Origin of the sequence: Mesorhizobium captivum, from assembly GCF_033977165.1 — a bacterium.
Lineage (GTDB): Bacteria > Pseudomonadota > Alphaproteobacteria > Rhizobiales > Rhizobiaceae > Mesorhizobium > Mesorhizobium captivum.
Genome location: NZ_JAVIJB010000067.1, coordinates 1 through 26,601 on the forward strand (window position 1 = coordinate 1; position 26,601 = coordinate 26,601).

Genomic DNA, 26,601 nt, shown 5'->3' on the forward strand with positions numbered 1-26,601 from the left:
ACCTGAAGGTCACAGGTTCAAATCCTGTCCCCGCAACCACTTTCATCATAAATCCATAACCGTCCCGGTCTAACCGGGGCGGTTTTTGCGTTTCTACAAGCCGGACGCCCCAGCAGAGACTAGACTAGACGCCTCACCTAGCGCGACGACGCATCGCGTCGGCAGTCTGGCCGTCGACGACATTGCCGCCGTTGCAGCGAAATAGCTTCCCGGGCTGCCTCTTCCGAACAATCCTGACCACTGACTCGTCTGCCGGGTTGGTTCTCGTGCCTCAGTCCGTGGCTTCGACAATGACGGCCAACCTCAACGTGCACAGGCGAGGCGCAATGTTAGCGGTCTGGCGGATGGACCTCGCGTAGAATCCGCCCGAACTCGCGTAGATTTCGCCAGCGATCCGTCCAACTTGGGTTGGTCGCAGCTACAGTTGCAGCGCGTACGGCCATTCGGCGGCCACGAAACGGTAGCTGCCATTTTCGGAAGCGATGTGGCCAAAACCGGGAAACGGCATGTGCATCCCCGCCAGAAGGATGCGATCGTAAGCTGCCTGGTCAAACGCGCGCTTGCGGGACGCTGCAGCTTGGTTTCCATCAACGTCAAAGGCAGGGCCCCATTCCGGATGGGCGAACTGAAATGCGGCATGGTGTACAATATCGGCCCAAATGAAGAGGGCATCGTCTCCGGAACGGACCATAACGCCGGTGTGGCCGGGTGTATGGCCGGGGAGCGGCACGGTCCTTAGCTCACCGAATACCTCGGTTTCATCGGAAAATTGTGTCAGACGCTTTTGGTAAGCTTTGGCGACGGCGCGAGCTCCAGAGAAAAATGGCTTGAATGCTGCTGGAGCCTGGCTAAGAGCGCCCTCGTCGTGCCAGTAGCGAAAATCAGCTTCCGAAACAATCAGCTCCGCGTTTGAATACACGGCCTTCCCATGCGGATCGATGGCGCCGCCAACGTGATCCGGATGCATATGAGTGAGCAGCACCGCATCAATCTGCTCGGGTTTGACCCCGACCGCGGCAAGTGCTTGCGACAGCTTTCCGAGCGTTGGACCGAAGAGATCAGCTGCCCCTGTGTCGATCAGCACAAGGCGGTCGCCCAGGTTGATTAGATAGGCGTTGACCGGGCTCGAGCGCGGCGAGGGCGGTTGGAATTGTTCGCGGGCGAGGCGGGCAGCTTCTTCCTCCGGTGCTTTGAATAGGGTGGCGGGCATTTCCATATAGCCGTCAAGAAGAGCGGTCACCTCGATCTTTCCGACCTTCCGGCGGATCACGCCGGGCACCGGGGTTGCGGCAGGGGGAACCGCGGAAAGAGCGCCAGGGGAGCCGGGGAGAACGGCGACCGAAGCGAGGCCGGCAGAGAGGGCGAAAAGGTTTCGACGTGAGATAGACATTTCAGCTCCTGGAAGTTTCGGACGATTGGCTGAATTGCTATATCGCGATTATCCCCGCTGATTAATTCTGGCAAACTTGATAACATTTATCTCGGCTACTTATAAATGGGACCGCCACCTTGGATCGTCTTTCGATGTTGTCCTGTTTCGTGCGCGTCGCAGAAAGCGGCAGCTTTTCGGCTGCGGCTCGTGATCTTCAGCGCGCGCAGTCTGCCGTAAGCCAGCAAATCCGGGCTTTAGAAACCCAGCTGCAGACTCGGTTGTTCGATCGAACAACGCGAAAAGTTGCTTTGACGGAGGCGGGTGCTCTTTATCTGCAGCATGTCAGAGGCGTACTGGAGCGCATGGAGGAAGCCGACCAGATCGTCAGTGATCTGGACGCGGGAATCACGGGTCGATTGGCCATTAGCGCGCCTGTTAGCTTTGGGACCCAAATTCTGGGCGCATACCTTTTTCAGTTCAGGGAAGAGCACCCGGGCATCGATTTGGACGTCTCACTCTCCGATCGCTTCGTTGATCTGGCCGCCGACGGCCTCGATCTCGCGGTTCGGATGGGACCGGTTACGGAAAGTCAGCTGATCGTGCGAAAGATAGGGCTACTGAAGCGCAGTCTCGCGGCGACGCCTCGGTATCTTGATGGGCATGGACGGCCGAGCCATCCTACGGATCTGAAGCATCACGATTACGTCGTACGCTCGTATCTAGAAGGCGCCGAACAGATCCGTCTGACGCGAACCTCAGAGGTCACGGACGTTCTCGTAAAGCCAGTACTCCGATCTGACAATTCACACCTTATATGCGAGGCGATCGCCGCTGGGATGGGTATTGGACTCGTCCACGACGTCCTTCTGGATCCGATGATCGCGTCAGGCACACTTGAACGCGTGCTTCCCGATTGGCGGCACGAGCCACAGGTCATTCAGGCCGTCTATCTTTCGAATCGCTATGTTCCTAGAAAGGTGCGCGCCTTCGTCGAGGGTCTGGCAAGATTTCTGCGGACACGTGGAGCGCTCGCAGAATGAGGGCATAAGCCGATCTTAGCGACAAGGTCGTCGCGGATAAGGATTCCGCGATTTTGATGGAGGCGCATCCAGCTGTGCTAGCGACAGGTCGCCGACTACGGCATCGTTGCCGATCTTTTCTAGATCTTGCCCGATCTCGAACAGACCCTCTGACGACTAGACGGACAACCGCAGCAACGACCGTATCCAGCCGAGCACCGGGTCGCCGTCTCTTTGCGCGAGCCACATCATATTGGCGGTGAAGCCAGCAACAGGCAGCGGCAGCTCGCGCAACCCTAGCGGCCAATTTGCCGCCGCCATCTTGCTGAAGCGCCGGCCGAGAGCGATGACGAGCCCTGTTTCGGCGACGATCTGCGGAGCGTGGAGGAAGTTCGGAACCGTGAGAAGGACGCGGCGCGTTAGTCCCAGGGGCCGAAGCGCATCGTCGACCTGTCCGACCGGATCCCCGGAAGCGGAAACCAAGGCCCACTCGAAGCCCGTCATGTCGTGCGGCGCGAGGGTTTCCGCAGCCAGGATCGGATGGCCCTGACGTGCAACGATGACAAAGTCGTCCTCAAACAGCTGTTCGGTCCAAAAGCCGGTCGTGGAGGGGCCAAAGACGCCGAGTGCCAGATCGGCGCGTCCCGAACGCAGCGTGTCGCCGACTGCAATTCGGTCGGTCGGGACAATGCGTAGATCGAGAGCGGGCGCGGCCGCCTTGAGCGCTCGCAGGAAGCCCGGGAGTAGAAGCCCGCTGACGTAGTCGGTCGCGGCGAGCGTGATTGTCCCTTTCATCTGCGCAGGATCGAAATCCGCTTCCGGCGCAAAGACTGCCTTGGTCGACTGGATCGCAGCATTGAGTCTCGGCATCAACCGTGTCGCGAAGGCTGTGCGACGCAGACGGCCCTCACGGCGTTCAAGGAGCTTGTCCTTGAAAAGCGCCCGCAGGCGGCCGAGGGCCTGGCTCGTCGCGGGCTGCGACAGGCTTACGACTTCCGCGGCCCGCGACACGCTCTCCTCCGCCAGCAGAGCTTGGAGCACCGCCAAGAGATTGAGATCGATGCCTCGTATATTGGCCATACGAATAAATTACATACACTAATTCAATTTGCCAAATACACGCCCTCGATCCAGGTTCCTGCCATCGGCAAGAAACGAAGGACACTGGAAGATGAGCGACACATACGCCCTTATCGTCGGCGCAGGCCCCGGGCTCGGCCTCGCAATTGCGCGCCGCTTCGGCGCCGAGTTCGGGAGGGTCGCTCTGTTCGCGCGGTCATTGGAAAACCTCGGCAGCCTAGCCAAAACTCTCGAGGGCGAGAGGATCGAGACGCTGGTTCGGTCCGTCGATGCTGCCGATCTGCCTGCGCTCGATGCGACAACACGTGAAGTCATCTCGGCATGGGGCGCCCCGGAGGCCGTAATCTATCATGGGGCCGCGGCGGCGCCGAACCGGCCGCTCGACTTGCTCCCGACCCAGTTCGCAAGGGAACTTACGGTCAACGTGGTAGGGGCCCAATTGGTCGCTTCGGTTGCTGCAAAAAGCATGCCGAAGGGGACGATCCTGTTCACGGGCGGCGGCTTTGCGATGTATCCGAATGCGGACATGGCCTCGCTCAGCGCCGGTAAAGCTGCGCTGAAAAACCTGACGGAAAGCGCGGCTCCCGACCTCGCCGAACGGGGCATTCACCTCACGGTGATCAACATCTGCGGCTATGTCGAGCCGGCTGGCCGGTTCTCTACCCGGGCAATTGCTGAGAAATACTGGGACATTCACACCCAGGCGCGGGAAGACTGGGCCTTCGAATTCAATTACGTCTGACCGCCTGATCGACAGACTTCGTCGTACCTTGGGCACCGACCTCCAGGCCCTGGTTCGGAATCATGGCTGGCAAGCGGTTGCAAATCGAGATAGGCAGCGTCGAGGATTGGGCGCAGACTCCGAGGACGGGAAACGGCGTGGCGCAGGATGTCTGATGACGCTGACTATGACCAGCCCGGCTTTATCGAGGGCGGGCAGGGGCTCTGAAATCCAAAAGGGTGTTGAATTTGGCCCGACCGCATGCGGCGGGGCTTGCTCCGCTTTTTCCCCTTTCGGCGACGTTCAGCATAGGTGCAACCGTCGGCAAGTCAGTCGCGCTCCAGTCTGAAGGCACAGGTGATGAGAACTACGCTTACGCTATAGCTCTACCTTGAACGGAGTTCGAATCCCTCTTGTCCCGTCGAAGGCAAGCCTTTGGCGTAGACAGATTGCCGGCCTTCACAGCGATGAATCGGATGGGGCGGATATTCACCCCACTTCAGAACGCATTACGACTGAGTTCGTCCACGTCTGAAAGCCAAGTTATCCTCTGCTCGTGAGAACTCCCGACCACAGGCCGGAAGACGAGCCGTTCATAGGCTTTCACGCCACAGTAAGGGAGCACACATCGTCCCCAGATCAATTCCAGAGGATCGCCAAGATCGGCCTGCTCACGTTCCGGAAGTGTATCGGAAGTATTGAAGATGACGGCCTTTGCGATTGAGAGGAGCGCTTCTGGCAATCCGTCCGCCGAGGTGAGTCGATAGGCGACACCTGGTACCAGTACACGGTCGAGCCAGCCGGACAGGATGGCAGGAGGTTTTCCCCACCAGTTCGGATGCACAATGAGCAGTCCTTCGGCACTGGCAATTTCCTCCCGGTGTATCCGCACGATCGGATCAGCCGCACGGGACAACGCTTGCTCAAGGGTATCGCCGACGCTGTATGCCTCTTCCGCTATCAGGCAAGGCTGGAACCGTTCCGCGTAAAGGTCGTGATGCACAATCTCGTGTCCCGCGCTAGATAGCGCATTTCGGGCTCGATCCGAGATCGCATGGCAGAAACTGTTGGGGCGGGGATGAGCAATGAGAGAGAAGATACGCATCGTGGATATTAACAGCGCCTTGTGGGGGTGCTTGGCGATGATGTCGAGTTCGCGGACGACACGCTCACCCGAGATCGAGTTGTCGACGACCGTGGCATTTCCCCGTTGAAGCCGTCAATGATGGCACCCATCTGTCAGCACGCTCCGAGCTGAAGTCGAGCGCATCAGGCCTGCAAGGAGGCGAAGCGACGCCGCGGGACAGAAGGCCAGAAAAGCCAAATCCTGTCCCCGCAACCAATTTTATCATAAATCAATAACCGTCCCGGTCTGATCAATCGGGGCGGTTCTTGGCGTTCTGGGCATCCGATGCCAATGGGCGGCGCCGTCCACGAAACCATTTTCTCTCAGCGTTCGGCATGGCGATCTGCCAGACGATGAAGCGCTCGAAGACGCTGGACGATTGAATCGGGACACTATGGCGGCGGACCGCGATTTGATTTCCTCTGAGGATGCATTGGTAAGAACTCGGTAGGCACCCACTGGCTCAGATGGAGCGATTTCACCCGGAGTGGTTTTTTCATTTTATAGTGAAATAGGCGATCTTGGTGAAATCGGTTGCCGTTTTCACCAAAACATGTTATTTCACTGTTCCATGAAACCCTATGATCGAATGAAAGAGGTCGAATTCCAGCTTGCCCACGCCTTGCGTGCGCAATTGGAGCGGATTCCAGCGCTGGATATCAACTCGCTTGAGGTCGAGGGCGAGCGACGGAAGGCCCCCAACGATTCACTGCACGAGATCGATATCCTCGTCGATGTGACCCTCGACGGACGCTCGACCACCCTCATCTGTGAGGTCAAAGAGCCCGGCTACCCTCGTCAGGTCCGAAGCGCCATCAATCAGCTCCATAGCTATATGACGATGAACAGGACGCTTGCCGTCCCCCTTGTCGGCGCCTCCTGGCTTTCGCTCGACTCGCGTCATCTCTGCGAGCGCGCAGGGGTCGGCTGGATCGACCTCGCCGGCAATTGCCGCATCGCCTTCGAGGGCGTCTATATCGAGCGTGAGACCGCCGAGCGGCCGAAGCCCGCCGCGCGCAACTTCCGCGCGGTCTTTTCGCCCAAAGCCGGACAGGTCCTGCGCACGCTTCTGCGCGACCCCTCCCGTCCCTGGAAGGTCACAGACCTTGCTGAGGCGTCGGGCGTCAGTCTCGGCCATGTCAGCAACGTGCGCACGGCTCTCATTGACCGAGAATGGGCCACCGCCGACGACGACGGGCTGCGCCTGACCTCGCCCAACGCACTGCTGGACGCGTGGCGCGATGACTATGAGCCAGTCCGAGGAAAGCGGACGTCCTGGTACACCACCCTCCATGGACGCGAGCTGGAGCAGATCCTGCGTAATACCCTCAACGCGCCGAGCTTCGACGGCCGTGCGATGCTGGGCGGGCTTTCGGCGGCGCATTGGCTCGCCCCCTATGTGCGCGGCAACACTACGATGCTCTATGCCGACAATCAGGCCATCCCGGCGCTGGCCAACGCGCTGAGGCTGAGGACCGCCAAAAGCGGGGCCAATGTCGAGATCGTCGAGCTTGACGACACTGCCATTCTGAAAGAGCGCGTCGAGAATCCCGGCGCGCCGCCCGTCTCATCCCCAGTCCAGACCTATCTCGACCTATGGCACCTCGACGACCGTGGGCGTGAGGCTGCCGACCACCTCCGAGAGAAATTGCTCACATGGCATTAGCGCCCGATCCCCAATCTGCTGCCGACTATAGTGACCGCGTCACCGAAGCCGTCAAATCCGCCCTCATCGAAATCGGCCAAGTCCTCGGCAGCTTCGAGGGAAAGTTCGCCGTCATCGGCGGCGCGGTCCCTTGGCTGCTCCTCGACCATGATGACATGCGCCATGTCGGCACCACCGACATTGATCTCAGCCTCGACGCCGAAGCGCTGGGCGATGGCGAATATGTCCGCCTTGTCGAAGCGTTGATGCGAAACGGCTACGCGCAAAGTCCTGAGCACCGCCGATTTCAGTTAGTCCGCACAATTGCACCCGACGATGGCGGCCCGCCGATCGAGGTGATCGTCGATTTCCTTATGCCGCGTGGCGCCGAGATCGAAAAGAACATCCCGCCGATCTTGTCAGAGTTTGCGGTGCAGCGGGCGTCGGGCGCCGAGCTTGCACTGCGCTTTCATCAACTCACTGCCATTGAAGGTGACATGCCCGGCGGCGGCCGCAACCGAGTGGAGATCGCTGTCGCCTCCATACCTGCGCTACTCGCCATGAAAGGGCACGCGCTTATGAGGCGGCAAAAGCGCAAGGACGCCTACGACGTTTACTATTGCATCCGCAATTACGACGGCGGCCCCGAAGCTCTTGCCGTCGCGTGCCGGCCATTGCTCGATATTGAAGACGCCCGTGATGGCTTTCTGGGGATCGCGGAGAAGTTCGCAACCGAGGACATGATCGGGCCCGTCTGGGTTCGACAGTTCGTCGAGGGAACAGCCGCGATCGGCGAGCGCACGCCGGAGCAATGGCAGTTGGACGCCTTCGGTCAGGTCCAGGCCTGGCTACATGCAATTGGGCTCGCTGGATGACATTGCCCGGCACGACACGCCTTGCCTCACGAGGGAGTAAGATTTGGGAATGAAAGTATTTTGGTCCTGGCAGAGCGACCGCGATCAGACGCTCCACCACTATTTTGTCCGCGATGCTCTGAAAGATGCCTGCAAGCTGATCGCCAGCGATCCCGACTTCGAGGAAGCTGAGCGGCCGGAAGTCGATCACGATATGAAAAACGTGGCCGGAACGCAGGACATCGCCTCCACGATTCTAGCCAAGATCGCGTCCGCGAACGTCTTCGTCGCGGACATGACGCCTGTCGCAGTCACCGACCCGGCTGTCCTGCAGCCTGGCGTCGCCGCTGATAAGCGATCCGAGCCCAAATATCTCCAGAACCCAAACGTCATGTCAGAGTTGGGCTACGCCGAGCGTGCCATCACGCAAGGCCGCATCGTTCTCGTCGCCAACGCGGCGCATTATCCCGGGCCCGAGGCGCTGCCCTTCGACTGGCGTCACCGCAGTGGCGCCAAGACCTACAAGCTGGCCAATGGCGCGACGAAGACAGAGATCGCGGCCGAAAGGAAGCGGTTCGCCAGCATACTCAAGGACCATATCCTGCCAATCCTCGCAGCCCAGGCGTCCACGAAGGCCGCGCCACCTGCCATCGTCTGGCAACCAGCCAGCGACACGGATCCAGCCATCTGGAAAGGCGCTGAAGGAAACCTCCAGTATCGCAATGCATCAATGGGCGAGCCGCAGCGTCGAGTCAAAATCAGCAACGGCCGTCGGATTTTCGCGCGGATCGCGCCTGCGCTATGGACGCCTCCGCCTCGGAGCGATCTTGAACCCCGGATTTCGAACATCGGCCTCGTCATCCGCAGTCGCGATGGTGACTGGGGTCTCAACCGAGATGGCGCCCTTTCGGTCTGGGGGCGCATCGAGTCGGACCGCAATGAGATGGATGTCTGGAACGCCACGCAATGGTTTCAGGCGACCGGCGAACTTTGGGCGGTCAACTGCAACAGCTTCTCCGAGCACAATGGTCGGACGTTCTTTTCATCCGCGATACCCTTCGGCCCGCTCGATGAGTTCCTTCGCAATGGTATTGCCGCGATCCGCGAGATGGGCGGCAAGGGGCCTGTCGGCATCAAGCTCGGAGCAAGCGACCTCAGCCAGACTGTTCTCCCGGGGACCTATACTTCAGAGCAATTCGAGGATGTCGCGAGGCAGGCGGCGGTTGAGCACGAGACTGAGCATTGGACGCCGGCCGAACGCCGCGAGTTCCTCCTCCGCTTCTGGAATGAATTACAGGACGCATACGGGCGCCCGCCTATGTCGATGGTGCAGTTCGAGGACACCGCCCAAATGCGGCCCATGGAAAAATCATAGCGCCCGGCGGCAGGAGTCGTCATCGAGGTGCCGCTTGCGAAGATGCCCTGTGCTTGGCATCCGAGTGACGCCTCATTTCGTGAATCCGGTGCCTAGGCCTTTCGGCGGGACCTGGCGTTGGCCCTTCGGGCGGATCGCACAACTTTGAGCGCCCGTTTGAACTCGGGTCGGGGATGTTCGGCCATGGCCTTCACCGCGCGGCGCACAGCTGTCGGAATCCGGACCACTGGCTGCGGCTTTCCGTCCGGCCCTACCACGACCAGGAGCCACCGTGAGGGAAAAGCGGCGTCTCCATGCTTTCCCTCCATGTAGCGACGGGTAAAGATCAAAATCACCAAGCTGCCACCGACCGAGGCGCATGCCTGCTGGATGAGCGAGCGATGAGCGAGGGCTCTTCGTCCACGAATCTCGCTCTTGTCCCGGCCACTGCCACTCATGCGGCCCCAAGCCTCAGTTCTGAATTTTGCAGCGGCGCCGTCTGACCAGATACGGTGGTATGGTGAAAGCGAATAAAGGCCAGCGTCTCGTACCAGATCGGGTACCGGGATGACATCGTCGCGAGCTGTTCGGATTCCATATGGATCGGACTGGTCGATCCCACTCTCGCGAGCCCGTTCGACCTCGTCAAGCCATGCTTGAAAGGGCCGCATCTCGACATGGAATCGATCTTCGTGCCGTCTCTTAGGCAACCAAACGTCAAATTGGCTCAGTAACGCGAGTGTCAGCACCGCGTCGCTTAGATCAGCTTCTGGGACAAGGGCCGAAGAGACTGTGACGTCAAACCCATCTTTGGCATCCCACATACCGTCGACCACAAGCCATTCCGGACCAAGATAATCCGGATTTGCCAGTGGTAGAAGTTCGATCGATCGCGCCGGCACCGGCAGGTCTCTTCCGCCGGTCAGCTCCGATCCAATGTCCACGGGTGTCAGACTGGTGTCATCGGCGAGCCAGCGCCCGTCTTCGCGCGACAGCAGTTCATTGCTTAACCAGTTTTTCCAAGGGTGCCTATCCCATTCCGTTGTAACGATACGATGGGTGAGCAGCATCTCGCCGGCAGCAAGGAATAGACCGTGCCAGGCTAGGTGACCGTTCCAACCTTCCAGCATAGGCTTGCGGCCTCCGGACCATTCATCAAAATCTTCGCCGCGCCCTGACCACATATTGGTCGCGCCGGGGGACCATCGATGGACCCAAGCGGCAACCTTGTCACCGGTCTCATATTGGTGCGAACCGAATATTTCCGCCAATCCAACCAGCCGGTATTTCGCGAAGTCGTACTCGAAATGGAACTCAGGCTCGCGCCTGGTGTAACCGTCCGGGACCTTGCCGTAGAAGTCGGCTCCATAGTAGTGGTCCCTTCGCTCAGGCTTCAAAGCGTGAGCATTGACGAGCTTGCATCGTTTTCTCAGTGCCTCGCCGTCGGTCTTAGGCAAGCAAATGGAGATTGACGACAGAATGCGTCTGGCAAGTTCTCGCATGAGTACATGTGGCAAGTCTGTCGAGAACGCAATCTCCTCGAGTATCTGGCGATAAGTAACAACCCGATCCGGTTGATCGAGAGCTATTCGAGCCATTGCTAACATTAGCCACAGCTTGGCGTTCAGGAAAAAGAAGTTGGTCGAGCGATCCTGAAAGGCCCCGGCATCCATTGAATGGATGCGGCCCATAAGGTGTTCCACGACCTCAGGCTGATTCAACTCGACACTTCGCCTCACTGCGTGAGCTGCCCGCCAGCGGGTGCGAGCATTTGGGCTACCCAGCTGAGACCATATCACGCCTGCAACCACGGCGGACTGATCGTCGGACACCTCGAAGCCAGTCGACCACGGGCCGTCCGCAAACTCGTCTGGAATCGCCTTTGCCGCTAAGCGAACATACCGGCTCAGTCCATCACCCAACGACTGGGACGAGGCAGATAGAGTAAGTTGGCGGGCAAGTCCAAGCCAAGATTTGCGATCCATCTCGCCCAGCTGTCCGTCCAAGTGCTTCAGGACAAGAGCGGCAATCTCTCCGCTCGTGATGGCGCCATCGCAAATGGCGATGAGCCGGTTTTGGCAATGAGAGCCACCCCATCCACTCTTGGCCAAATCACGAGCGTGTCGAGCACAAAGCCTTCTCGCCCAGCCGGCCACATGATCTCGAATGGCAGCGGATGCGTGCATCCATTCCGGCAAGATACCGTCCAAAGCTAAAAGCTTGTCCTCAACGCCTACCAACAGCGCCTGCTCGACAGCATCGAGGAACCGAATTTGCAGATCTGGTAGCGCCGCCCCTTCGCCGAGCCGCTTCAGAAGTCGTGCAGTTGGACGTCCTACTTTATGCTTTTCTGGAAGCCTGGCGACGGCCGCATCAATTCCTGCAGCGCTTGCAATGTCGGCCTCAGCCACAATTGCCTCTATCAGATTCCATTCTTCCCCGGATTGATCGGATCTGCTCTCGAAAACGATATCCAGAAGGCCGCGCTTGCTATCATCATCTGGCGCGTGATTTTCCTCGACGGCGAGCTGCTCAAATCTGAGACGCAGCGGATCCTGTTCGGACAGATACTGAACGGCGAACGCCCTTAGCCCATTTGCGATCTCTGACGGTATGCCTGCGGCGTATACGCGATCAACTTCGCAAGCGGCATAGCCGAGTACCGTTGCTTGGTGTGACCCATCGATTGTCGGCAGGATCCGCCCAAGATGGTCCGTGATGCGAAACGCTAGCCAATCCTTGTAACTTTGCACGCCTATCAGAACGGCAGCCAACTCCGGGGATAGTTTCTCTGCCTCTACGAGCGCCGCGCAGAGCTCAAGATGATCGTATTTCAGACCGCCACGATTCCGGTCGAGCAGGCGACATGCAATCGCCAACCCCTCCAACCCCCCAATTCGCGCCAGCGCAAAGCTGTGGGCGCGCCAGTCGTAGCGATCGGCATCACCGGTCATCTGCATCTCGCAGAGCCGCTGAAAGTCGTGCACCGTCTGCGGCGTCAGACGTGGGCCTCGGTAGGCCTCGGCGAGCGCAAGCAGCCCATATGTCTCGTCGATATCGTCGGAACTAAAACTGTCGGCGAGTTGCAAGCCCGCCATGAAGTAGCTTCTGGCTTCAGCGGTGGACGCCGGCCACACCGCGTGCGCCAGGGTGGCCTGTTGGCCAATCCGGGTATCGACGCTGGTTTCGGCAGCTAGCTTGTCGCTTATCGCAGACGCCAGCTTCAGGGCTGCAGAAGCGCCTGCCGCATGAGACGCAAGCATCCAGACGATCCGGCTCTCGTCGGGCAAATGGTGGTATTTTGAGCCCTCGAAATATGTGCAGACACGTGCGGCAGTCGCCGGATCGATGATGTCCATCGCGTTCGCGATTTGAACAGCGATCCGGCTCGTTAGCCGGTTCGCAAAGCCTCGATTGTCCCGATAGGGATAGCTCTCAAGCTTGTTGAACTCGTTGTCGCAGGCATCGAGCAGCCGCTTCACAGCTGCATCAGGCTTACCTTGGCGCAAGTCTTCTTGCGCGTCAGCCAGCACTGTCAGGATGGGGGAGATTCGCAAATCGATAAAGCGGTGAAGTCCCTCCCTATCTATCGCGCGTTTCCGATCCGGTCGTCGCCGCTTCGAGGGCGGTGGGACTTTCAGTCCTTCCTTGACGGCAAGCATGTACTTGACGGGCGTCTTCCGATCAATCTTTCGTCGCACCAAGTTGTCGATTTCGACAGGAGCCACGTCCATAATGCTTATATCGTGCCCGCGAGCTGTCGCTCGTACCAAGCCAGCCAGCAGCCACCGGCTCATCTCGCCCCATGATCTACCAACTCCGTCGAAGACATAGATCCTCGGACGGTTCAGACTCGCCCTATCAATGAGCAACGCGGCGGCCGCCTTTCTTCCAGCAAGCACCTCTCGCATGGCAACGTCGACGAAAGCCTGAGTTAGGCCTTCTAGCCCGTCTCGATCATCTGTTTGGGTGTTTGCATTTGGTAAGTCACTCGCGCTGACCAGTTTCGACACCAAACGGTCCCGTAGCCCAGAGGACAAACTGCGCGATCGTGTGAGCACTGCCAGCAGGTAGATCGTTGCAGGCTGTTTGATCCTTCCAAGCTCTTGGTAAAGTTGATCTCGGCGCTTGGCGGCTTTGTCAGAGATACAGGCGTGCTCTTCGAGCAATCGTACGATTTCGACCGCGTACGCAAATCCTGCGGCCGGCTCCCAACGCAGTAGCCATTCGCCCACGATCCTCTGGCGGCCAAGCGCGACAGCGACCCACGCCGGCCCATAGACATCAAGCTGGCGTGTGTTTGGCAACCTTTGCTTTCCCCCGTCAATTTGACGTACGCGCCAATCATGCCACTCCAGCGAACGCCGCGCATTTCGCCACGCCTCGTCGTTATCATCCTCCATGAGGTTTGCGACGGCCAATGATGCGTGGCGAGCGCCGGGCCAATTTCCGCGATCTTCGAATAGTCGCCGAAGTGCTTCCGGATCCGCAGCGATCGCTATCAAATCCGGATTGTCGCGGATGTACCTATCCGATCGACCGTAACCTTCGGAGATGCGAGCCAGCTCCAGCGTCAGCGCCATTAGCTTATCGGTTTCGCCTTCCTTGCCGGCCACATGCAACGCCGCCTCGAGCCTGGCAAGGCGTATCGCGCGCTGCGCGACGCCGCTTGTTGCGGTTGCCGGAAGTCGATCAATGAACGCGAGTGCGAATAGCTGAGCCTTTCTGCCCAGCTCGCGCAGAACCGCAGGCAAGGTTCTAGCGGCGTAGTTACTTACCTCCTGACGATCATCAAGGCGACGAAGCACTTCCTCTTGCGAAGCTACGTCTTGATCGGCACGCTTACGAACAAATGTTTCGGTAGGCTCGTCGCGGAAGATCAATCCATACGGCGTCTGTTCAATAAGCGGGAACAAGTCCGCCACAAAGCTCTGGATTGCCTCAGCCTGCACGCCTTGGGCAGCAGCCAGCTCTTCAACAGGGACCGGCGGCGGGAGGAGCGACAGACCAGCGAGCACTGCATCGATCTGAGCGTCTGCCGCCCCCAGCGATTTGGCATTCCTTCGTGCGGCTTGAACTTGCTCTGCGATCAGTTCATCCAACGCTTCAGTAAGCGAAGGTTTCGGCCCCACTCGAGACACTTCAAATGGCGGTCCTTGCCTGAGCACCATGCTGAGGATACGGGGATTGCCGTTAGATCGTGCATATGCCGTCGCCGCGTCGGTCGAAGTGGCGTTTGGATACTTCGCGAGAACCAGGGCATGTGCTTCCGCGTTACTGAAGGGTGGAACCTCATACAATTCGCACTCCACATCCCCCCTGGTTAGCGCCAAGCGCTCAGTTCGGCACGAACCTACAAGTCGCACACCTTCGATTGGCGAGATCGAAAAGCTTTCCAACAACAGCGCTGCAAACGAGTGCGTCTGTGTCGCTTGCGCTTGCATCGCCGAATGATCGATCGCGTCGAGTAGAAGCACGACTGTACCCGCGAATCCTTGGTCTCGCAGCGATGCTGTTGCTTGTTCAAGCCGTCTGCGGAAGGCTCTGAGAAGGTCTTCAACGGTGCCACCGGGCAGCAGAAGATCGCATAGCCCTTTCGCCGCAATTTGGTTGATGAGTTGGAGCAAAGCTCGTTGTGGCAGATGCCGCCCATCCGCCGGATCCCGCCAGCGACCGGCACCGAATCCGTCAAACAGGGCCACTAAATTCGACTCGGCAAGGCGGTCCGCGAGAGATTGCATCAATACTGTCTTGCCCATACCGCCAACGCCGTGAACGAGAAGAGGGCTAGCCAGGCCATCGACCTTTAACAGCAGCTCGTTATTGGCGTCACGCGCGATGACTCTTTCGACGGGCGGAAAAGCAGCTTCTGCTGGGAACAACTCGCGCTCGTCAGCTATTTCCAGCGCACCTAGGACATCCACGCGAGTAACGGCGTTGTTGGATTGGCCGCCGCTACCAGCCTTATCCGTTATCAGCCGTTGAAGAGCGATGAGCCGTGTACGCGCCAGAGCATCCGACGAAGAACTCCAACTGGCGATTGCCTTCGCGAGGCCGCCGATAGAACCACGCAAAGTGCCCCTTCCACCCAAAACCGAAAGCATCGTCGCGAAGGCGCGAAGCTCCCGACCATCCAAGCCACAGGCTGTCGCGATGGCATCGGCCTGATCTCTAGCGGCTCCATCCATCGTGTTACCCTGTTGCAGCCCGGCAAGACCATCAGTCAGTTCTGGTGCGATGGGACGGTTCGTCACAAGTTCGAACCGTACGATCTGGCTCGCGCGATCGAACCCGAGTTCCTTGACATAATCCTCGAATGCGGCGGCGAACTTCTTGATGGTTTTGCCCGCTGCCACTGCTCGCATGGGCTCCGCGGCCTTTGCGATCGAGTATTTGAACTGAACGACCTCAATTCGCGATGCGGTTTTAGAGGTTCTTCCACCTCGAAACCGCACCAGGTCTGCCACCTCGTCTGAGGCGTCCGAAGGGCTTAAGCCCTCCTCGTCCTTCGGGAAACCTTCGATCGAAATCAGTTGCAGGTCGGTTGTCGTGGGGAGGAGCTCTAGCGCACTGCGGGCTGCCCAAGCATGATGAAAGGCATGCCCGTCGAGCGATGCTCGAATGAGATCGACTTTTTCCACTCCCACCCGAAATTTAAATCCCAGACTGAATAAAGGCCGGAGTGCCCCGCAAATGAGGTCCCGCGCGACATCTCTGCTGCAAGAACAGTGAGTCGGAATGGGGTAGTGTAGAGGTCCCTAGGGCGTTAGACAACGCAGATAGAGACTTCATCCGAACGTTTCTTGTTGGAAAATGGATCGGCTGATGACCCGCCAAATCGAGTTTGACCGATTTGGCTTATCGGTTCGCGGTCAGTGCGTTGACCGAGCAACACACCGGCGTCTCAACGAAATACGACGCAGCTCTTCGCCTCCACCATTGGACCGTCGATACTTATTGCGCGTCAGTTCGTCATGAGCGGACACAACGTTCGGCTGATGCCGCCTGAGTATGTCAAACCCTACGTCAAGTCGCACAAGAAACGACGATCGTGACGCCGAGGCCATTGCCGAAGCTGCAACCCGGCCCATCATGCGTTTCGTACCAATCAAGGCCGATGAGCTACTCGAAGTGCGGACCTTGCATCATGCGCGCGAGCGGGTGGTCGGCGCCCGGACGGCCTGATCAATCAGTTCCGTGGAGTGCTGTTTGACGTGGCATCGTCATCGCCAAGGGGCGAACCAAGCTTAACCTGTGGCTGCGCGAGGAGCTGCCGAACACCACGACTTTAACCGCCGGGACGTAGCAACTCGTTCGTGAGGCGGTCAACGAACTGGGCTCACTCGATCATTATCAAGCAACTCGATCAGGAGTTCGAAGCGCCCGCAAGGGGCGATCAACGGGCTCGTCTGTTACGCTGCGTCCCGGGCATCGGCCCACTCAATGCAACAGCCCTGGTAGCAGCGGTCGGCGACGTGCGGGCTTTTGCCAGGGACGCGACTTCGCCGCCTAGTTGGGGCTGGTGCCGCGCCAGATCACGACCGGCGGCAACCCCGCCTGACGGGGATCAGCAAGCGCGGGAGCACCTACATGTGCGTGATGTTGATCCATGGCGGGCCAACGGCACTGCTATATCTGGCGCGAATGGACACTCACCTGCGCGCCTCGCCGCGCCCTGCTAGAGCGCGCCAAGCGTAACGTGGTGGTCGTTGCGCTCGCGAATAGCCTGGCCGGATCGCGTGGGCCGTGGTCAAAAAATGGCGCCCGACGACGCAGTGATGGCCTCCAAGGGGTGACGAGTTCGGTCGAGCGGGCGCGCCCTGGCATCTGGTCGGCCGCACGGAGTCTGAGGGAGGATGTACAGAGGGATGGCCCAACGTTTGATCGGCGTTCGGCAAACCTGTCGACAGGTAGCGGCCCTTTCTAGGTCGGGTATCCTGTTGCGAGCCGGGCGCGCGAATCTCCATCTTGGCAGGGCGTCCAAAGTGCCGAGGCCGGACACATTGGTGCAGACCGGGTGCGCCCGCTTGAACATTCCGCTTGCGGGCGGGGCGCGCCATACATTGCCTGCGGCCGCGCCGATCGCGAGACGGCCGGACCGCGCCGGATTGCCTGTGACGATGCTCCGTCAGTCCGATGGAAAGGTGCGCCACGACGGTTCCACTGCTGCAAATAAGTAGCGCAACTACCCCGTCGCAGAGCGCGGAAGACTGCACGGCGCATCGAACTCGACGCCAGAATACTGAATCGTGGTGCAGAGAATAGATTCGTGTATTATCGTAGCATAGAGGAAGAAATGCGATGTCGACAAAGTCTCGAAAAGAACAACCGTTTAAGACGGCAGGATAAAAGGCCGCAATGTGCGGCCTATGTCGGTCGCGTTGTTTCAGTGGGTTATCGGCTATCTCGCAATGTGTGGATGTTTCCTACACCTTGCAGCGACGGCGCTTGTTCAATGGTTTCCGTGGTTGAGCGCAATGTGCGGTACCTCGGGGGCGCGTCTGGAGGCGAGGGGCCTGGCTGAGTTGACGGATCGACGATCTCAAGGCCTCATCGACTCGGCCGACTCGACCCTGGCGGCGCATGGGCGGCCTCCTTCTGCGACCGAACAGGGCCCAGTCGTCAGCGTCGGCCGTAAGGTGGCGGCCGACGCCGTCTTGTCTGCTGCTCGTGTGTCTCGTCCACAGCGAGCGCGGCACTCCTGTCGCTATGCGGGCGCTCCGCTTCGCCCGACCACGCTCGCTGCAGCCGCCATGGGGCGATCCATCCTGACATGAATGCGCGAACCATCGTGCTACGATTCCGGTGGTCTCTACGACACTCGGTTTGCCCGTCATTGAAGTGAAGAGGAGGGTCACCACGTCCAGGATCAGCCGCCGCGCCTTGCTCTTCCACTCCGGCAGCGCTGTCGTCGCCTCGACCGTTGCGGCAACGGCGCATGAAACAGAGCCAGCGCGCTGGGACCAAGAGCCGTCCAAGGAACTGCCAGTGCTGATTGAGGCGCACAAGAGGGCATACGAGGCGTTCGGCAGGGCGGTGCACCAAAGGGGCGGCAACAGCCGTGACTACAACAGAGCCAGCCGAGCCGAGGAAAGGGCGCTGCTGGCCAGCTGCGCCTATCCTGCGGTCAGCGAAGGCGATTGATTGGCCAAGGCCCAATATCTTTTGGAGATCGAGGCGCGTGGCGAGCTCGACCTACCAGAGCACATGCAGGCTCTGCTTCGCTCAACGATGTGGAAGGAATGAGATCGACCGCCGTTGCGCTCGTTCCTGTTCGATGCGCGAAAGCCAATTGTCGCGTGCGTAGTCGCTCAGGCTGACTAGTGGGCCGCCCGAACACTGGGGAAAAAGACGACAAGCAGCGCAGCTGTCGCACAAGCGCCTGCTAGAAAAACACATGGCCCGTGTCCGCAGCCTCCGGCCATATCCGCAGCGGAGACGATTGCAAGCACGACGCCGGTGATCACAAGCGCCGTGAGGTGCAGAAGCGAATAGCGGTCGCAGGCAGCGCTGGTGTAAGCATGGGGTCCCACCACTACAAAGATACCGCAATACCGGTTGCCGCCAGTTCCAGGCCGTATGCCTTGAGATCCTTCCCTGACTCGCTTTTTCCGGTGATGAAAGCCAATGCGTATAAGCCCGCCGGCAGAGCAATGAACGGCGCCATTTCGCCGCTGATCGCCGTAAACAGAGCCATCAAGGCACTATTCAATCCGGTGGCAATCCGCCCGGCGCGGATTGTCAGTAATGCCTCGCCGAGGAGGATGAGCATCTGCAGATTGTGGTAATCGATATGCCAGGGTTGCAATTCCGAGAATGACGGCAACCCAGCAAAGGCAGCGACGGCCAGCACTGCACCGGGATGTTCGAACTCGAGTTCTCTGATCACTTGGAAAAGCAAGGTTATCGCAACCAGGAGCAGCAACAGCGGCACGATGAATGCTGCGGCCGAGATGGCAGCCTCCATCCCAACAACTGGCGCAATAGCTACCGCCAGCAACGCATAGGGCGCGTCGATGATCCACGGCCAGTGCGAGATCATTGGTTCGGGCTGCGCGATGCCGGTCAGCGCTCGGTCGAACGGATTGCCTGTTTGTAGAAGATGCCTGATCTCATGCAGCTTCAGCACGTCGTCGACGTCGCCATTGGGCATTGTGCCTTGCATCAGCAGCCAGGCTCAGAGCAGCGCTGAGCGCCAGCCAGACGATTGCGACCGGGGAAGGGGGATGGCTGCAAAACGCCCGGATTGTTGGCATCGCAAGCATTTTCCAAGGGACGCTGACACGATTGCGTACCAGATAGGCTATGTGGCAAATAAGAACAAAAAGTAAAATTGTACCTTGTTTGCGTACGTTTGTGCCGATGTATATTGGCCCGCCTTTCCCCGGGTAGTACGGCAAGCAACTGTGTATATTAGCCGCAACTAAATTCAGGAATATTTCGGATTCGCTCGCACGAAGGTCTTAACAGTTGATCACGGCTATGTTACCGAAACTGTTGCGGGGGTAGTGCAGCGAAATCGCGGCAATCCCAAAAAGCGGCGGAGATTCATGGTTTGTCGGGTGCTACGCTTGGCATCTGTCGTTCTGTGCGAGCCGAAGGGGGGGCGCCGTTTGGTGCTGTCGGTCTGCTTGCGTCAGGATGTTCCGAATTTTAGATCGGCGGAGGCACAATTTTAGATCGGCGGAAGCACGTAATGAGAATTCATAGGTATGATTATGAGTGTCGGCAGCTAACTGCGCTAGGTGGCGTATCATGGCAATAGGCGAGCGTCCTGATCGCTTGGTTTGGATAGCGCAACGAAGGCCGATTGGCCGATCGCTTTTCATAATGGGCGAGGGCAATTAGCGAAATGAACGGCCGGTCAACGCTCTTTTATATTTTGTTGTTCCTCGGAATTTCTGCTTCCGGCATAATTGTTATCAATATAATTCTTAGTCTATTTCCAAGTTTTCGCTATCTGTTTCCGATTCTTGTATTGCTTGTTGGGTATTTATCGCCATTTAGATGGAGGTTGTCGGCTATAAATGTCTCCGCCTCCATTGTTTTTTTGACGGCTATCTACCTATTCTCCTTTTTGGCTAAGGACGCCTCTTTGGGGTCGACGATAGTTATTCTGGCTATTGCGTGTTTATACCTTGGGTTCCTAAAGGAAAGAAATAGCAATGATTGACATTAGCCAAGAAGAATTTGAAGACTGGTTTCGGTCTTGGGAGCAGGAAAAATTCCCTGACGGCTATCCGTCGACGTCGATACTAAATTTCCTAAAGACAAGCTCCACCCTTATGTCGGCGACATTGTTTGGCGCGAAGCAGATTTCGTTGTACGTTGGGTCGCCAACTTTAGAGCAGCGGGCGATTATAAGTCAAGCATTTGCAGATGTTGCGCGCATAGCTGGTCCGATTTCTCTCGGCATATCCGTTGCAGTTGACATAACTGCTATAGAGCAAGCGATCGATTCTGGCGATATAGAAAAGAGCCTCGATCTAACGTCGAGATTGTTTGCTGGCGTTCTCGGAGTCACCCTAGGTGTAGCTGCTGTCGTTATTATATCTCCCGCGACGCCGATATTAGCTTTGTTGCCAATATTTTACACTGCTGGACAGATTGTATATGATCATTGGGAGCAGATTGAGAACATATTCGACTTCGCGGGGAAACTGTTTGACGATCTGTTTCAGCACTTGAGCGATTTTCCGATTTCCTATGTCGGTCTAGTTGAACCGCTTTTCAATATCATTCGCGATCCCCTGATCCTCGACCTAAACGGCGATGGCGTTCATCTTTCGCCGCTAGCAGGCTCTACGGTTCACTTCGACTACGACACCGATGGCTTTGCCGAGCGTACCGGCTGGGTGTCGGGCGATGATGGAATCTTGGTTCGGGATGCCAACGGAAACGGCATCGTGGACGGCGCTTCCGAACTTTTCGGTTCTTCCACCCAGGACGGATTCGCCGTGCTGGAGACCTTCGATAGCAATGGCGACGGCAAGATCGATGACTCTGACGCCGTCTTCGGCACGCTGAAAGTCTGGCAGGACCTGGACCAGGACGGCGCGGTCGACGCAGGCGAGATGGTGACGCTTACCGAGGCCGGCATCAGTTCAATCTCGCTGACGCGGACCGACGTTACCGGAACCAATGCCGGCCATGATGTCGGTTACGAAGCGTCGTTTACGCGGGCCAATGGAACGACCGGGACCGCCCAGACGATCTATTTCCAGACCGACAGACAGGACACGCGCGCCGATAATACGCCGAATTTCACGCCGGCCGAGGGCGTCGACAAGCTGCCGCAGCTTCCAGGCTCGGGGCAGATCAATTCAACCGCCTGGAAGGCAACGCAAGACGCCGTCTTCAATGCGGATTGGACGGCGCTGACTGACGCGGCTGCAACAATGTCGCCCGAACAATTGCGCGCCGCCTTCGAGGATTTGATGCTGCGCTGGGCGTCGGTGGACGGCGTCGCGGATGGATCGCGCGGGCAATATGTCGATGCCCAGCACCTGGCCTTCGTCGAGAAATTCTTCGGCGTCGAATACAAGGAAATCTATGCGGGGCAGCAGACGACGAGCTCGCCGACGACGGAACAGTTCGGCGCCAACATCGAGGCGAGTTTCGATCAGATCGTCGATGCGATGCTCACCGCCTTCCTGGCGCAAACTGCCGGCAGCACGATCGCAAGAGGCGGTGATCTGACCGCTGCGCTGGAAAGCCCGTATTTCTTCTACGCTTTGCTCGACTTCCGCCACGAATGGCCCGAAGGCACCACGCCGCCCGAGACGCCCGGCAATGTCGGCATGGTGCTCGACCTCATCAAGGGAATGATGCCGGAGGGCGCGGGCGCTGCAGCAAAATATCTGTCCAAGACGATTGCGGGCTTGGACGGAATTGTCTCGGCTGCCTTCGAGGGCAACCGCGCTGCCTATGTGACAACCGCCAGCACGGTGCTTTCGACGATCGCCGATCACGATCTGCGGCTGATCGCCACCGAGATCGTCGGCGGCACGGCCGCGCTCGGCAGCGATAGCGCCGACGGCATGGTGCGGACCGCAGGCGACAATGTCTTCATCGGCGGCAAGGGTGACGATCTGCTGGTCTCGAGCGCGGGCAGCGACCTGTTCGTGTATTCGCGCGGCGACGGCACGGACTATATCCGCGACTCCTCGACCTCCCAGGTAGAGAAGGACACTTTGTTCCTCACCGATCTTGCAGCGACCGATCTCACGTTCGAGCGCATCGGCGACGATCTGATCCTGAAGATATCGGGCACGACCGAAAAGATCGTGACAGAGGACTTCTTCGCCGATTGGGGGGTGAAAAATCGCGGTATCGACGAAATCCGCTTCGCCGACGGTTCGGTCATGAACCGCGAGCAGATCCGTGGCCTAACGACCTCGGTCGGCGATGGCCGGGACAATCTCGTTCAGGACACCGCGGGCAACGACGTCCTGCAGGGCGGCAAGGGCCACGACAAGATCAGGATCAGCGGCGGCAATGACAAGATCCTTTATGCCGCGGGCGATGGTTTCGACGTCATTAACGACACCAGTGGCGTCAAAACCGAAAACGACAGGCTGGTGCTGGCCAACATCATGCCTTCAGACGTGGAATTGTCGCGCGCCGGCGATGCTTTGCTGATCAAGATCCTGGCAACAGGGGAAGTGATCACCGATCAGTCGTTTTTCCGCGATAGCGGCGCTGGAAATTCGCCAAATTATTGGAACGCCAACGGTTGGGGTATCGATCAGATACAATTCGCAAGCGGTGCAGTGTGGGATCGGCAAACGATCGCGAAAGCGGCATGGATCAGAGGAGACGATCGGCCGAATGGCCTGTCGGGGTCGGATCTTGATGACAATTTCGACGGAGGTCACGGCAACGATACTATGTCGGGCGGATCTGGCGCCGACACCTATATCTGGCACAAGGGTGACGGCAGCGACACCATCATCGACAGCAGCAACAATGCGGCTGAAATCGACAAGTTGATCCTCTCGGGGGTCTACGTCACCGACGTCAAATTCTCCTACTCCGGTGACAGCCTGAATATTACCGTGCAGTCGACAGGTGAGGTTATTTCGGTCGGTAGTTTCTTCACAGGCGCCGACAATCTAATCGACGATTGGGGAGTAAGGGCTTACGGCATCGATCAGATTACGTTTGCCGGCGGAACGACGCTATCAAGAGAACAGATCTTCCATAAGACAGGTGAGGATTATCTTGGCCGGGATTTCTGGACGTGGAGTGAGTATGTCAACGGCGGCCTCCAATGGGCTTATTTCGTTGACGAATTTGGGAACACTGGCGTCATAGCAGGTAGTCCGCCGCTCGTCGCGGGTCCGCATGGGTTCATGATCGGTCCACACGATCCCTTCACTGGTTTCGTCGACTCGCAAGGAAACGATAACTACAGCGATGTTTTTTCCGCCGACAACGCGCTGTTCGCCGCCGCAACCGATGGCCACAATTCGATGGATGGCCGCGGCGGCGACGACGTCCTGATCGGGGGTAGGGGCAACGATTCCTTGTTAGGGCGGGACGGCAACGATGAACTCTTCGGCGACGAGCCTGTGACCGGGCATCTGGGATTTGCGCTGTCGGATGCGCGAGGTAACGACTATCTCGACGGTGGCAACGGCAACGACCTCCTCTATGGCGGCGCGGGCAACGACGTGCTGTTGGGTGGTGCCGGCAGCGATCGGCTCCTTGGCGGAGACGGTTCTGACTTCCTTCAGGACTGGGGTGCCGAAGATGACGTCTACGACGGAGGCAAGGGGGATGACCTCATGCTGGCCGGTCATGTGAATGCCGGCGGCTCGCGTAGCACCGATTTTGATAGCTCCAATACAGGCAGCGACACTTTCATTTATCGAAAGGGGGACGGCAACGACATCATCAACGATGGTTCGAAGTCGTTGACCGAAGTCGACCGGCTGGTCCTGGTCGATATCAATCCAGAGGAGGTGGAGCTCTCCTATAGCGGTTCTCATCTCGTCATCAGGATGCTGGAGACGAATGAAACGGTCACCAGCGAAGAGTTCCTCTACGCGGCAGGAGTGGGGATCGACCGGATCGAATTCGCCAACGGCGTTGCCTGGGATCGCGCGCAAATCAAGGCGCATGCGGAGCCGACCTGGATAAGCGGGACAAGTTCCCGGGATTATCTGCAAGACAACGCAGCCTGGGACCAGACCTTCGATGGGGGCACGGGTGACGATACGATCGCGTCTGCCATTTCCTATTGGCAGTCTTGGAATCCTGGCGACAACAACGGTAGCGATACATTCATCTATCGTCATGGCGACGGAAATGACTTCATCTTTGACGGTTCCACCTCGGCTACAGAGGTAGACACGCTCCGATTGATCGGCATCGACGACGATGAAGTCGAACTTTCGAGGGCCGGAGGCGATCTTCTCATCAAGGATCTCGTGACGGGACAGACGATCACGAACGCCGCTTTCTATTCAGGCGCCCATCAAAGCGTGGACGCTATCGAGTTCGCCAACGGTGTTGTGTGGGACAGGGCGGCCATGCAGGCTAAGGGCTGGTATCGCGGCACCGATACGAACGACACGATCCAGAGTAACCAGGATATCCTGGACAATACGTTTGTCGGCGATCTGGGGGACGATTTGATCGTCTCCGCGCCGTCCTATTGGCAGAGCTACAATCCCGGAAGCGCGAATGGGAACGATACCTATATATACCATCTGGGGGATGGCAATGATGTCATCGTTGACGGCTCAACGTTCCTCACCGAGACCGATACGTTGATGTTATCGGGGATCAATGCCGAAGACGTCGCACTTTCCGTGACTGGGAGCGATCTTCACATTGCCATCGCGGCAACCGGCCAGCAGATCACCGATGTGGGCGCGTTCTCGGGTCGCGCCACATCCGGCCGGGGGCTGGACCGTCTTGTCTTTGCTGACGGCACGGTTTGGAACCGTGAAGACATCCGTTTCTGGGCGCAGGAGGGCTCGGCCTTCTACGTGGGAACCAGCCAGAGCGATACGATTGTGGGTTCTTACCTCGATCAGCGGCTGGAAGGCGGCAACGGCAACGATTTCATCGACGGAAAGGCCGGCTCCGACCTGTTGTTCGGTGACACCGGCAACGACACGCTGGTGTTGAGCATCGCCGAGGCCGGAGACGTCGATGCACTTGACGGAGGCGCGGGGACCGACACCGCGACGTTCGCCAGTTTCGACACGGCGATCCATGTCGATCTTGTCGAGAACCAGGGCGAAGCCAAGACCAGCGATACGCCACAACTGCAGGCCGAAAACCTGCGGCTCATTGCGACGCTGCGGAGCTTGGAAAACATCACGGGAACGACCTTCAACGACGAGATCCATGGCGATGCCGGTGACAATGTTCTGATCGGCGGGACAGGCGACGATCTGCTTGACGGCCGCTCGGGCAACGACAGGCTCGATGGCGGCGCCGGCAACGACATTTTGGTGGGCTATCTCGGCAACGATACGCTTATTGGCGGCACCGGCAACGACACGCTTGATGGCAATGTCGGCAATGACATCTATGAACATACCCGCGGCGATGGCGACGACGTCATTCTGGAGACAGTTGCGGAGAGTGGGTCGAATGATCGCATCCGCCTGCACAACATCGATCCTGCTCAGGTGAGCTTCTCGCGATTGAACGGCAATCTTGTCATTCAGATAGCGGAGAGCCCACTCGGCGCTGGGAACGGCGGGAGTCTCACCGTCACCGGCCCACAGAGCGGCAGCTACCATTACGATCAATATGGGATCGAAATCATCGAATTCGACAACGGCACCGTCTGGAACGCGGATATGCTGCGCCAGATGTCGGTGTCCGATTCGGCAACGGATGGTGATGACAACTTGGTAGGCTCTGCCGCCTCGGGAATCATGAATGGGCGGCATGGCAATGACACCTTAAACGGCGCCGGCGGCGACGACACCTATGTTTACGCTCGCGGCGACGGCAACGACATCATCAACGAAGCCGGCTACAACGGCAACAATGACAGGCTGTTGTTCACCGACATCAATCCCTCGGCCGTGACCCTGGTACGCAACGGCAACGACGTGACCGTGATGATCGCCGAGAGCACGCCGGGCGCCGGTGACGATGGTTCTGTGCTCCTCAAGAATAGTCTCGAGGACGTGAGCGGCCAGGGCGTCGACAAGGTCGTCTTCGCCGACGGGACTACCTGGACAAGGGCCGACATCAGGGTCAAGCTGCTCGATCAGGCGGCAAGCGCCGGCAACGACACCATCTCCGGGTTTAGTGCTGCCGACACGATTCGCGGAAAGGCAGGCGACGATACGTTGAACGGCGCCGGCGGCGACGACACCTATGTTTACGCTCGCGGCGACGGCAACGACATCATCAACGAAGCCGGCTACAACGGCAACAATGACAGGCTGCTGTTCA

12 protein-coding genes are annotated in these 26,601 nt (G+C 58.6%); 7 read left to right on the forward strand and 5 right to left on the reverse strand.

The genetic code is table 11. The features are described 5' to 3' along the window. Positions 1 to 418: 418 nt before the first annotated feature. Positions 419 to 1,390, reverse strand: coding sequence for an MBL fold metallo-hydrolase (locus RFM40_RS31870; RefSeq protein WP_320230096.1), 972 nt, complete (start codon positions 1,388 to 1,390; stop codon positions 419 to 421). Positions 1,391 to 1,509: 119 nt separating this feature from the next. Here RFM40_RS31870 and RFM40_RS31875 point away from each other — a divergent pair, with 119 nt between their 5' ends. Further along, the gene (locus RFM40_RS31875) at positions 1,510 to 2,412 is read left to right on the forward strand and encodes a LysR family transcriptional regulator (RefSeq protein ID WP_320278949.1); all 903 of its coding nucleotides are present in this window, start codon (positions 1,510 to 1,512) and stop codon (positions 2,410 to 2,412) included. Positions 2,413 to 2,568: 156 nt separating this feature from the next. Here the strand turns inward: RFM40_RS31875 and RFM40_RS31880 are convergent, their stop codons facing one another. Continuing rightward, positions 2,569 to 3,471 carry a LysR family transcriptional regulator gene (locus tag RFM40_RS31880; RefSeq protein ID WP_320230098.1) on the reverse strand — a complete coding sequence of 301 codons (903 nt, stop codon included), beginning with the start codon at positions 3,469 to 3,471 and terminating at the stop codon, positions 2,569 to 2,571. Positions 3,472 to 3,562: 91 nt separating this feature from the next. Between RFM40_RS31880 and RFM40_RS31885 the strand changes: the two genes are divergently transcribed. Further along, on the forward strand, positions 3,563 to 4,213 hold the full coding sequence (locus RFM40_RS31885) for an SDR family NAD(P)-dependent oxidoreductase (RefSeq protein WP_320230099.1): 651 nt from the start codon (positions 3,563 to 3,565) through the stop codon (positions 4,211 to 4,213). Positions 4,214 to 4,691: 478 nt separating this feature from the next. Here the strand turns inward: RFM40_RS31885 and RFM40_RS31890 are convergent, their stop codons facing one another. Further along, positions 4,692 to 5,297 carry an NAD(P)H-dependent oxidoreductase gene (locus RFM40_RS31890; RefSeq protein ID WP_320230100.1) on the reverse strand — a complete coding sequence of 202 codons (606 nt, stop codon included), beginning with the start codon at positions 5,295 to 5,297 and terminating at the stop codon, positions 4,692 to 4,694. A gap of 508 nt (positions 5,298 to 5,805) precedes the next feature. On the opposite strand from RFM40_RS31890, the gene RFM40_RS31895 reads away from it, so the two are divergent. From RFM40_RS31895 to RFM40_RS31905, 3 genes are read left to right on the forward strand one after another with little or no spacing between them, the layout of a single operon-like run. Then, complete coding sequence (locus RFM40_RS31895; RefSeq protein WP_320230101.1) at positions 5,806 to 6,984, forward strand: type IV toxin-antitoxin system AbiEi family antitoxin; 1,179 nt, start codon at positions 5,806 to 5,808, stop codon at positions 6,982 to 6,984. Beyond that, entirely contained in the window at positions 6,975 to 7,838 is an 864-nt protein-coding gene (locus tag RFM40_RS31900; RefSeq protein WP_320230102.1) for a nucleotidyl transferase AbiEii/AbiGii toxin family protein, read from the forward strand. Before RFM40_RS31895 ends, RFM40_RS31900 begins: the two co-directional genes overlap by 10 nt. A gap of 49 nt (positions 7,839 to 7,887) precedes the next feature. Then, the gene (locus RFM40_RS31905) at positions 7,888 to 9,192 is read left to right on the forward strand and encodes a hypothetical protein (protein WP_320230103.1); all 1,305 of its coding nucleotides are present in this window, start codon (positions 7,888 to 7,890) and stop codon (positions 9,190 to 9,192) included. Between the two features lie 92 nt (positions 9,193 to 9,284). Here RFM40_RS31905 and RFM40_RS31910 read toward each other — a convergent pair whose 3' ends face one another. Continuing rightward, the gene (locus RFM40_RS31910) at positions 9,285 to 15,812 is read right to left on the reverse strand and encodes an NACHT domain-containing protein (RefSeq protein ID WP_320230104.1); all 6,528 of its coding nucleotides are present in this window, start codon (positions 15,810 to 15,812) and stop codon (positions 9,285 to 9,287) included. A 2,185-nt stretch (positions 15,813 to 17,997) separates the two neighbouring features. Between RFM40_RS31910 and RFM40_RS31920 the strand changes: the two genes are divergently transcribed. Continuing rightward, positions 17,998 to 18,315 (forward strand): hypothetical protein, encoded by a 318-nt coding sequence (locus tag RFM40_RS31920; protein ID WP_320230105.1) that lies wholly within the window; start codon positions 17,998 to 18,000, stop codon positions 18,313 to 18,315. 391 nt (positions 18,316 to 18,706) lie between these two features. On the opposite strand, the gene RFM40_RS31925 is transcribed toward RFM40_RS31920, so the two are convergent. Further along, the gene (locus RFM40_RS31925; RefSeq protein WP_320230106.1) at positions 18,707 to 19,324 is read right to left on the reverse strand and encodes a hypothetical protein; all 618 of its coding nucleotides are present in this window, start codon (positions 19,322 to 19,324) and stop codon (positions 18,707 to 18,709) included. Between the two features lie 1,012 nt (positions 19,325 to 20,336). Here RFM40_RS31925 and RFM40_RS31930 point away from each other — a divergent pair. Then, positions 20,337 to 26,601 (forward strand): calcium-binding protein (locus RFM40_RS31930; protein ID WP_320278950.1); only part of this gene is annotated, 6,265 nt, incomplete at its 3' end.

What these genes read in the sequence shown, in the direction of transcription:
- RFM40_RS31905 (WP_320230103.1), top strand. Translation starts at nt 7,888, where the DNA reads ATGAAAGTATTTTGGTCCTGGCAGAGCGACCGCGATCAGACGCTCCAC.
- RFM40_RS31890 (WP_320230100.1), bottom strand. Translation starts at nt 5,297, where the DNA reads ATGCGTATCTTCTCTCTCATTGCTCATCCCCGCCCCAACAGTTTCTGC.
- RFM40_RS31900 (WP_320230102.1), top strand. Translation starts at nt 6,975, where the DNA reads ATGGCATTAGCGCCCGATCCCCAATCTGCTGCCGACTATAGTGACCGC.
- RFM40_RS31870 (WP_320230096.1), bottom strand. Translation starts at nt 1,390, where the DNA reads ATGTCTATCTCACGTCGAAACCTTTTCGCCCTCTCTGCCGGCCTCGCT.
- RFM40_RS31880 (WP_320230098.1), bottom strand. Translation starts at nt 3,471, where the DNA reads ATGGCCAATATACGAGGCATCGATCTCAATCTCTTGGCGGTGCTCCAA.
- RFM40_RS31925 (WP_320230106.1), bottom strand. Translation starts at nt 19,324, where the DNA reads ATGCCCAATGGCGACGTCGACGACGTGCTGAAGCTGCATGAGATCAGG.
- RFM40_RS31885 (WP_320230099.1), top strand. Translation starts at nt 3,563, where the DNA reads ATGAGCGACACATACGCCCTTATCGTCGGCGCAGGCCCCGGGCTCGGC.